Source organism: Pseudomonas sp. A-R-19, from assembly GCF_019956575.1.
Lineage (GTDB): Bacteria > Pseudomonadota > Gammaproteobacteria > Pseudomonadales > Pseudomonadaceae > Aquipseudomonas.
In genome coordinates this window covers 142,242-149,061 of the sequence record NZ_JAHBDR010000011.1, presented here as the reverse complement: position 1 = coordinate 149,061, position 6,820 = coordinate 142,242, and the positions used below count along the sequence as shown (strand labels likewise).

The 6,820-nt window shown below is 60.2% G+C and carries 9 protein-coding genes; all 9 read right to left on the bottom strand.

Features of this window, described 5'->3' with window-relative positions:
• Positions 1–28 precede the first annotated feature (28 nt).
• Positions 29–1,048: a quinone-dependent dihydroorotate dehydrogenase gene (locus KGA88_RS01015; RefSeq protein ID WP_223588281.1), complete on the bottom strand. Its 1,020-nt coding sequence runs from the start codon at positions 1,046–1,048 to the stop codon at positions 29–31.
• 142 nt (positions 1,049–1,190) lie between these two features.
• The gene (locus KGA88_RS01010) at positions 1,191–2,561 is read right to left on the bottom strand and encodes a hypothetical protein (protein ID WP_223588279.1); all 1,371 of its coding nucleotides are present in this window, start codon (positions 2,559–2,561) and stop codon (positions 1,191–1,193) included.
• A 43-nt stretch (positions 2,562–2,604) separates the two neighbouring features.
• Entirely contained in the window at positions 2,605–3,042 is a 438-nt protein-coding gene (locus KGA88_RS01005) for a hypothetical protein (RefSeq protein WP_223588276.1), read from the bottom strand.
• Complete coding sequence (locus KGA88_RS01000) at positions 3,032–3,751, bottom strand: oxygen-regulated invasion protein OrgB (protein WP_110659775.1); 720 nt, start codon at positions 3,749–3,751, stop codon at positions 3,032–3,034. Before KGA88_RS01000 ends, KGA88_RS01005 begins: the two co-directional genes overlap by 11 nt.
• The gene (locus tag KGA88_RS00995; RefSeq protein ID WP_223588274.1) at positions 3,723–4,289 is read right to left on the bottom strand and encodes a secretion system protein; all 567 of its coding nucleotides are present in this window, start codon (positions 4,287–4,289) and stop codon (positions 3,723–3,725) included. Before KGA88_RS00995 ends, KGA88_RS01000 begins: the two co-directional genes overlap by 29 nt.
• The gene (locus KGA88_RS00990; protein WP_110659777.1) at positions 4,276–4,998 is read right to left on the bottom strand and encodes an EscJ/YscJ/HrcJ family type III secretion inner membrane ring protein; all 723 of its coding nucleotides are present in this window, start codon (positions 4,996–4,998) and stop codon (positions 4,276–4,278) included. Before KGA88_RS00990 ends, KGA88_RS00995 begins: the two co-directional genes overlap by 14 nt.
• Positions 4,995–5,303, bottom strand: coding sequence for a type III secretion system inner rod subunit SctI (gene sctI / locus KGA88_RS00985; protein ID WP_110659778.1), 309 nt, complete (start codon positions 5,301–5,303; stop codon positions 4,995–4,997). Before sctI ends, KGA88_RS00990 begins: the two co-directional genes overlap by 4 nt.
• 59 nt (positions 5,304–5,362) lie before the next feature.
• Positions 5,363–5,623 (bottom strand): type III secretion system needle filament subunit SctF, encoded by a 261-nt coding sequence (gene sctF, locus KGA88_RS00980; protein ID WP_110659779.1) that lies wholly within the window; start codon positions 5,621–5,623, stop codon positions 5,363–5,365.
• Between the two features lie 10 nt (positions 5,624–5,633).
• A complete protein-coding gene (locus tag KGA88_RS00975; RefSeq protein ID WP_223588272.1) occupies positions 5,634–6,806 on the bottom strand; it encodes a PrgH/EprH family type III secretion apparatus protein in 1,173 nt (390 codons plus the stop codon).
• Between the last annotated feature and the right edge of the window lie 14 nt (positions 6,807–6,820).

The following is a 6,820-nucleotide window of genomic DNA, read 5'->3' as shown; positions in this document are numbered from 1 at the left end:
CCCCACAAAAGCCCCCCCACAACAGTCTTCAGCGCAGCGCTGCGATGGCGTCTACCGACTCACGAATCAGCGCCGGGCCTTTGTAGATGAAGCCCGAATAGATCTGCACCAGGCTCGCACCTGCGGTGATTTTCTCCGCCGCGTGCTTGCCTTCGGTAATGCCGCCGGCAGCGATGATCGGCAGGCGACCACCCAGCTCCGATGCCAGTACTGTCACGGTATGGGTGCTCTTGTCGCGAACCGGTGCGCCGGACAGGCCACCGGCCTCGTCGCCATGCTCCATGCCTTCGACGCCTACGCGGCTCAGGGTGGTGTTGGTGGCGATGACCGCATCCATGCCGGTTTCGATTAGCGCTTGCGCAACCTGTGCGGTTTCTTCGTCGCTCATGTCCGGCGCGATCTTGATCGCCAGCGGTACATGCTTGCCATGACGCAAGGCCAGTTCCGCGCGGCGCTCGGCCAGATCGGCCAGCAACTGCTTGAGCGAATCACCGAATTGCAGGCTGCGCAGGCCCGGCGTGTTCGGCGAACTGACGTTGACCGTCACATAGCTGGCGTGGGCGTAGACCTTGTCCAGGCAGATCAGGTAGTCATCCACGGCGCGTTCGACCGGTGTATCGAAGTTCTTGCCGATGTTGATGCCCAGCACGCCCTTGTACTTGGCCGCCGCCACGCGGGCCAGCAGGTGATCGACGCCGAGGTTGTTGAAGCCCATGCGATTGATGATCGCCTCGGCTTCCGGCAAACGGAACAAACGTGGCTTCGGGTTGCCCGGCTGCGGACGCGGGGTGATGGTGCCGATTTCGACAAAACCGAAACCCAGTTGGGCGAAACCATCGATGGCCGCACCGTTCTTGTCCAGCCCGGCGGCCAGCCCCACCGGATTCGGGAAGTCCAGGCCCATGACATTCACCGGCACCTTCGCCGGGGCCTTGCACAGCAAGCCGTTGAGCCCAAGACGCCCACCCGCGCCGATCAGGTCCAGGGACAGATCGTGGGAGGTTTCCGGGGAGAGTTTGAACAACAGCTGACGGGCCAGGGTGTACATGGGCGGGTTTGACTCAAGGCTACGAAAAGTGGGGCGATTATAGCCGTGTGGAGGGTAGCGGGCGAGAAACTCTGCGATTCAACATCGCAAACCTCATCCACCGCCCGGATCGCCGCTGCGAGCCGGGTGGTGGCACATCAGGTTACTCCTGCAACTGCGCTGCAGGTTTGGCCGCTGGCGTGCTCTGGGAGCAACTCCAGATGAATGGGAAGTAAATGAGCATCATCATTACTCCCAGGGCGATATTCAGGATTTGAGCTTGAGCGTTATCTCCAAGTTCAGTTGAAGACAGTTCACTGGCTACGGCCCCCAAGACAAGAACAAGGCCCATAAACGCAGAAGTTCGCGATGCCCCGTTATTGAACAGCGCATTCCCCAACTGTTGTGCCGTGGGCACGCGTGCTTCGGTGCGCACTTCAAGAACACGTTGCTGGAGTGATTCGGGGTCAACCGATACCGACCTCAGCCCCACTTCTGACAATAACCGCGGCCAGCTTCGGCACAGGATAAAAATGGCATCGTCAACCACTGCGCCAACAGCATTGAGTGCTCCGGCAATGGCATCGGCCCCCAGGCTCCAACCTGCACCCGCCGCTGCGCGCCCCGGGCCACTGAGAGGCATCAGTGCGCCCAATTGCTCCAACAGATACTGCACCGTACCGAAGGCTGTCATGGAGACTGCCGTCGCTTGGGCAGTCACCGCTCCGGCGTTGTCATTCAAAGGAAAGAAGGCATTGCACAGGTCCCGGGCAAATGTATAAACATTCGTATTGATCGCACTCGATAGCATTGAGCTGGATGCACCGGTCAGATGCGCCGCGATCAGCGACCCCATCGTGATGCTCGCCATACACACTCGGCCCAGTCGAGTCTGAAGATTGGCGGTGCCTGCGCACTCGTCGCGGATGGCGCCCATCAGGCTCATCGCGGGTCCAATCATCGTGATGGCGGCTACCTCCCATGCGCGAGATGCTTCGGGCGAATCGCCCTCCCGGATAGCTTTCTCCACGTAGAAACCGACGATCTGACGCAACACCGTGGTCAGCGCGACGACCAAGCCCGTGCGCGCCGCAACATTAAGCAGGTTCAGCCCGGGCCCTCGGGCGCTCTCAAGCAACTCCAAGCCCGCATCAACAATGGACTGCATTCGACTTTCGCGGGTTTGCTGGGTATCAAGAGCATTCAACTCGGCGGCTCTAGCGAATAACTCACTAGATCCCCCCTCTCTCGGCAAGCCCTCCCCCTCAATGAAGCCCCGCACCGCTGTCGCCAAAGTTTGATCTGTCTCGCCCTGCCCAGCCTCGACCACCTGCAACTCACTCGCAACCCTGCGATCCAGGAGCTCCATCCCCGCGGCAATTTCCCTTGGCGACCCTAGCGTTCTCGCTTGAAAAACCGGGCTCGCGAGATCAAGAGCTTCCATCAAACCGCTGGCAGCTGAACTGATGCGTGAGGTGTCATTGCCTGAAATGACAAAGATATTTCCTGTTGAACCAACATTCGAGATATTCATCCTCGTCTCCCTGATCAGCTAATTGAATTCCTACTGCTCGGCCTCACCACTCACTCTTCTCCCAAGCCTCATCCCCCATCGGTTGAAACACATCACGCAGCACGCCCTTGACGAAGACGTCCATGCTGAACGCGAGGCCATTGGCACCTGTGATTTCCTTATAAAGCTGCGACTTTTCCAGCCCGTCGTCCTTCAATCGGAACAGCACCTGCAGCGTGATCGCCATCAACGCCTTCGCAGAGGGGTACGCGGGGGATTCGCCATCTGCACTTCGAAGCGAACGGAGAAACCCATGGATGGCCTTTTCTCCCTGCCCCTCCATGGCTGACAGCAACTCATACAAACGCTCGAATTCGGGGTCCGGGCGCTGGTTGTCAGGCACCTGCTGGCTGGCCGCAAGCACGCGTGACTCAAGCGACTCGACCGTTGCGTGCGCCCCGCTCTCAACCGTGTGCAGGCTCGAACCGCTTTCAATCTTCAAGGCGAACCTCGGTCGGGGCAGTTTCAGTGCAACCGGCCGAGCGTTCGGCAAAGGTTGAATACAGATCCGTGAGCGCCTGCATGGCAGCCCGGTCCAGAGCGCGAACCGACTCCGGCAGATTCGCGACACACGCCAGCAAGCGCGGTTCCAGTCGTTGCCGCGTCGTTTCCAGATCGAATTCCAGCAGTTGATCCGCAAGCCGCGCCACGTAGCGCTCTTGCGGGTGATAGTCGAGGACCAGTTCGCCGGACCAGAGCCTGCTCAAGCGCTCGCGCAGTTCATTGCCCTGCGCCCGGCAATGCATCGGCAGCAGCACTTGCAACACCGCGCCCGAGCCGGTCGGTTGTGCCGTCAGCCAACGCTCGAACATTTCGTCCAGCCATTCGGGACGCTGCAACGCGTCCGCGAGCAAGTCGCGAGCGGCCTGAGCAAGGTCGCTGCGCAATTGCTGCCCCAACGCCTGGGATTCAAGCAAGCCCTTGGCCAGATGCTCGGTCGCAAGCAAGATGCCCGCGGCATAGCCTTCCTGAAAGGCATGGGCATGCACCGCTTCGGCGTCACGCCGAGCCTGCTCTACACAATCACGGGCCCAGCGCTGAGCCTGTTGCTGCAAAGCTCGACGCCGACGCGCGGCGGCGATGTCTTCGCGAGACACAAGTGCATCGCTCGCCTCGGGAAGGTCAGTCAGGGTTCGGATAGAGTCGAGCATGTTGCACCGCCAAAAAGAAAAGAGCTGTATCGGGTTGCGTGACCGGCCATTGCCGGTGCAGGCGAACAACCGGTTCGGAAAATTGCAGGGTCAGGCGTTCGAGCAAGACTGGCGGTACCTGCTCGTACCAACTCCATAACGCGTTGAGGCCGGCGGCTTCGACCTGTTCTATCGAAACAGGCGAGCGCCCGACCGGCAGGGCGCATCGAACACCCAGGCTGTAACCGGCGAACCGACGCAGAGGCAATGGCAGGCAAAGCAACGTCGCGCCTCGCGCCAGATCGGGCATCAAGCGATAAGCGCCCATCAGCCTGGCGATGTAGGGCAACTGGCGCCAATGGCGAACCCATTGCTGCGCCACGGCCGTCAACGGCGTCGCAGGCGATGCCCGGCGTTTTTCCAGACCTTCGAGCAGTATTCGGTTGAGCAGACCTCGTGCCTCAGGCCCGGCAAATTCCTCCGGCAAAGGCAGGCGCTGCGGATGCAGATAACTCAGGGGCTCGGCGAGAATCTCCGATAAACCTTCAGCGTGCGACATTACGCTGCCCTGCGCTTGATTGGCGGTAGGCCCAGGCTGCGCCACCGGCCAATAGCAATCCGGTCACCGCGGACAACCACCAGATCCAGGGCGAAGGCCCTTGCGTGGCGGCCACGGACGGCGCGATATGCTGGGTCGGCGAGCGCCTGGACAGTACCACCGAGATGTTCTCGTACTCGACCGCCGCAAAACTGTTCTTGAGAAAACGCTTGATGTCGGTGATCAGCAATTGCGGGTCGACGTCGAGCTCATGGATCGCCACTGCCGAGAGGTGGACAGGTGGCGTCTTGCGCCCGCCTTCGCCGGCCTCCAGGTCGTAACTGACATGCACTCGCGCCGACACCACGCCTTCGAGCACACCCAGCGACTGTTCGATTCGCTGCTCCAGCGCCGAATAAAGCCGGGCTTTTTCAGCGCGGGGCGAGGCCACCAGCGAGTCGGCGGGAAACATCTCCGCCACTTGCAGGCGCGGCCGCGAAGGCAGGGAATAGAGGTTGAGCAAATCGACCGCCGCGGAAAAATCGACCTGATTGATTTTCACCGCATAGCCGGTTTTGCCAGCATCGACTTTCACCGCGGCAATGTTGTTGCGCTGCAGCACCGAAAGCACTTCATTGGCCTGCTGCTGATCCAGCCCTTCGAGCAGATTGGGTTGGCGACACCCCGCTAGCACCAGGCACAACAGCATCAGCAAAACGCCTGGCTTCATGAGGCACGCAGCAGGGTTTCGGCAGTGCCTACCGCTTTGCGGACCAATACGTTAAGCAAGTTGATATCCACGTTGTATTGCCCGGTCAGCTCCTGCAAATGGGTCAGTACTTCGGGATTGGTGATATCCGGGCGCTGCAGCATCTGATTGATCGCTGAAACGTCCTGCTCGCTGTTGACCGCGGAGCCGGCAAACGCTTCGATCAATCGGGACTCAAGGGATACGACCGGGCCTTCGTGGGGGCCGCGCAATTCCGTAAAGACTGTCCGATCGATGCCAGACAGAGAAATGTTTTGAATAGCCATGCCATGCACTCGTGAAAATGGCCATTGGCACGTACCAATGGCCGGTCAAAAAGGAAGACTCAGCGAGCTGCCTGGATGATCGCCATGTCGATATCCTTGAAGCCCTTGATCGTGTTGGTCTGAGCGTTTCGAAACACCGTGTAGGACGAAAACGCGGCCTGATAAGCCGCCAGCAGACCAGGGTCCGAGGCATCCAGCTTCAAGTCATCCAGCGCTTTGTCGAGCGCGGTCTTGAGGGAGGCGGCACCGTTTTCGAACGCTTCGGCCTGACGCCCGAGAAAGTCATCGGCAAAGTCGATGGGGATAGCAATGTCGGCCATGAGTCACCTTTTAGTGTTGTGTAGGAAAATGCCAGGATGACGAGGTCATCTTGATGTAGCCCTGCGGGCCGGTCTGGAACGACTTGTCCTTGAGCAAGTCGTCCTTGAGCTCGACGGTGAAGTGCACGTAGCGATCACCCCACTGCCGGTAAAAGCTGTCGATGTAGCGGCGGGCGTTCGCCAGTTCGGAGTCCTGCAAATTGCCTGCAACGGCAAAGGTGACACTGTCCTCGTGCTCAATGCGGCTGAAGGCCAGTGACAGGCGCTGCAAACCTTCTTGCGCCAGATCGACGAGCAGGTTGTCATCCTGCGTTTGCACCGTTATGTCCCGGGCATAAGGCGCGGCCGAGAGCAGTGCATCGAGCAGTTCTGCCTGTTTTTGAGGGGTGAGCAGATTGCGTTGTGTGCTCAGCAACAGTCGCGGTACCGATGGATCCTTCAGATCAATGGAGTGCCAGGCCAGTTGTGGATCATGGTCAACCAGCAAATGCTCCAACCGACGACGCTCCTGGTCCATCACCAGCACTTTGCCGCTCAGCGTGTTGTGGCGCACCAGCACTTGCCGACTCCAGCCCGCATCGCGTTCGGAAGCCACGAACACATAGATCGCATTGTCACGACCGCTCAACACCTTGGCTTCGTGACTGGCTCCGCTGATCAACGCGCGAACATCGGTTTCAGGTGTGGGTCCAGGCACCGACCAGATGCCGACCGCGGTGACCAGGGCAGCCAGCGCCAGACCGCTGGCGCCCCATGCAGACCAAGGGGCGCGCCACCACACGACAGCGGCGGCGTCAGCGGTAGTGTCAGGTTGCAGCCCGAGAAGTTCAGGTGCCCAGGATTGGTCTCCAGGCCGCAAGGCGATTTGCAGGGCGCCGATCTGCACCCGGGTGTGGAAAGCACAGTGGCGTACTTCCGTGGACTCATCGAGCACCCGCAGCGGCAGGCCTTGCGGCGTGACTTGATCGGCCAACACCTCAAAATTACATCCCCCCGATTCCAGGGGTACGAAGATGGCATCGGCCGGGACGCTGGCAGTCAGTCCCCCCTCTCCCAGCAGATCCACTGTCCCTACCACGAACAGGGTTGTGCTTTCGCCGAGGGGGAATTCGCAACCTTGCAGCGCGCCATTGAGTATCCGTAGAACGCAAGGTTGTGGGTCGGGGGCTGACAGAACTGTCACCGTTCAAGCTCCAG

Coding starts and splice junctions, on each gene's coding strand:
- KGA88_RS00990 (WP_110659777.1), bottom strand. CDS start 4,998: ATGAAGCCAGGCGTTTTGCTGATGCTGTTGTGCCTGGTGCTAGCGGGG.
- KGA88_RS00995 (WP_223588274.1), bottom strand. CDS start 4,289: ATGTCGCACGCTGAAGGTTTATCGGAGATTCTCGCCGAGCCCCTGAGT.
- sctI (WP_110659778.1), bottom strand. CDS start 5,303: ATGGCTATTCAAAACATTTCTCTGTCTGGCATCGATCGGACAGTCTTT.
- KGA88_RS01010 (WP_223588279.1), bottom strand. CDS start 2,561: ATGAATATCTCGAATGTTGGTTCAACAGGAAATATCTTTGTCATTTCA.
- sctF (WP_110659779.1), bottom strand. CDS start 5,623: ATGGCCGACATTGCTATCCCCATCGACTTTGCCGATGACTTTCTCGGG.
- KGA88_RS01000 (WP_110659775.1), bottom strand. CDS start 3,751: ATGCTCGACTCTATCCGAACCCTGACTGACCTTCCCGAGGCGAGCGAT.
- KGA88_RS01015 (WP_223588281.1), bottom strand. CDS start 1,048: ATGTACACCCTGGCCCGTCAGCTGTTGTTCAAACTCTCCCCGGAAACC.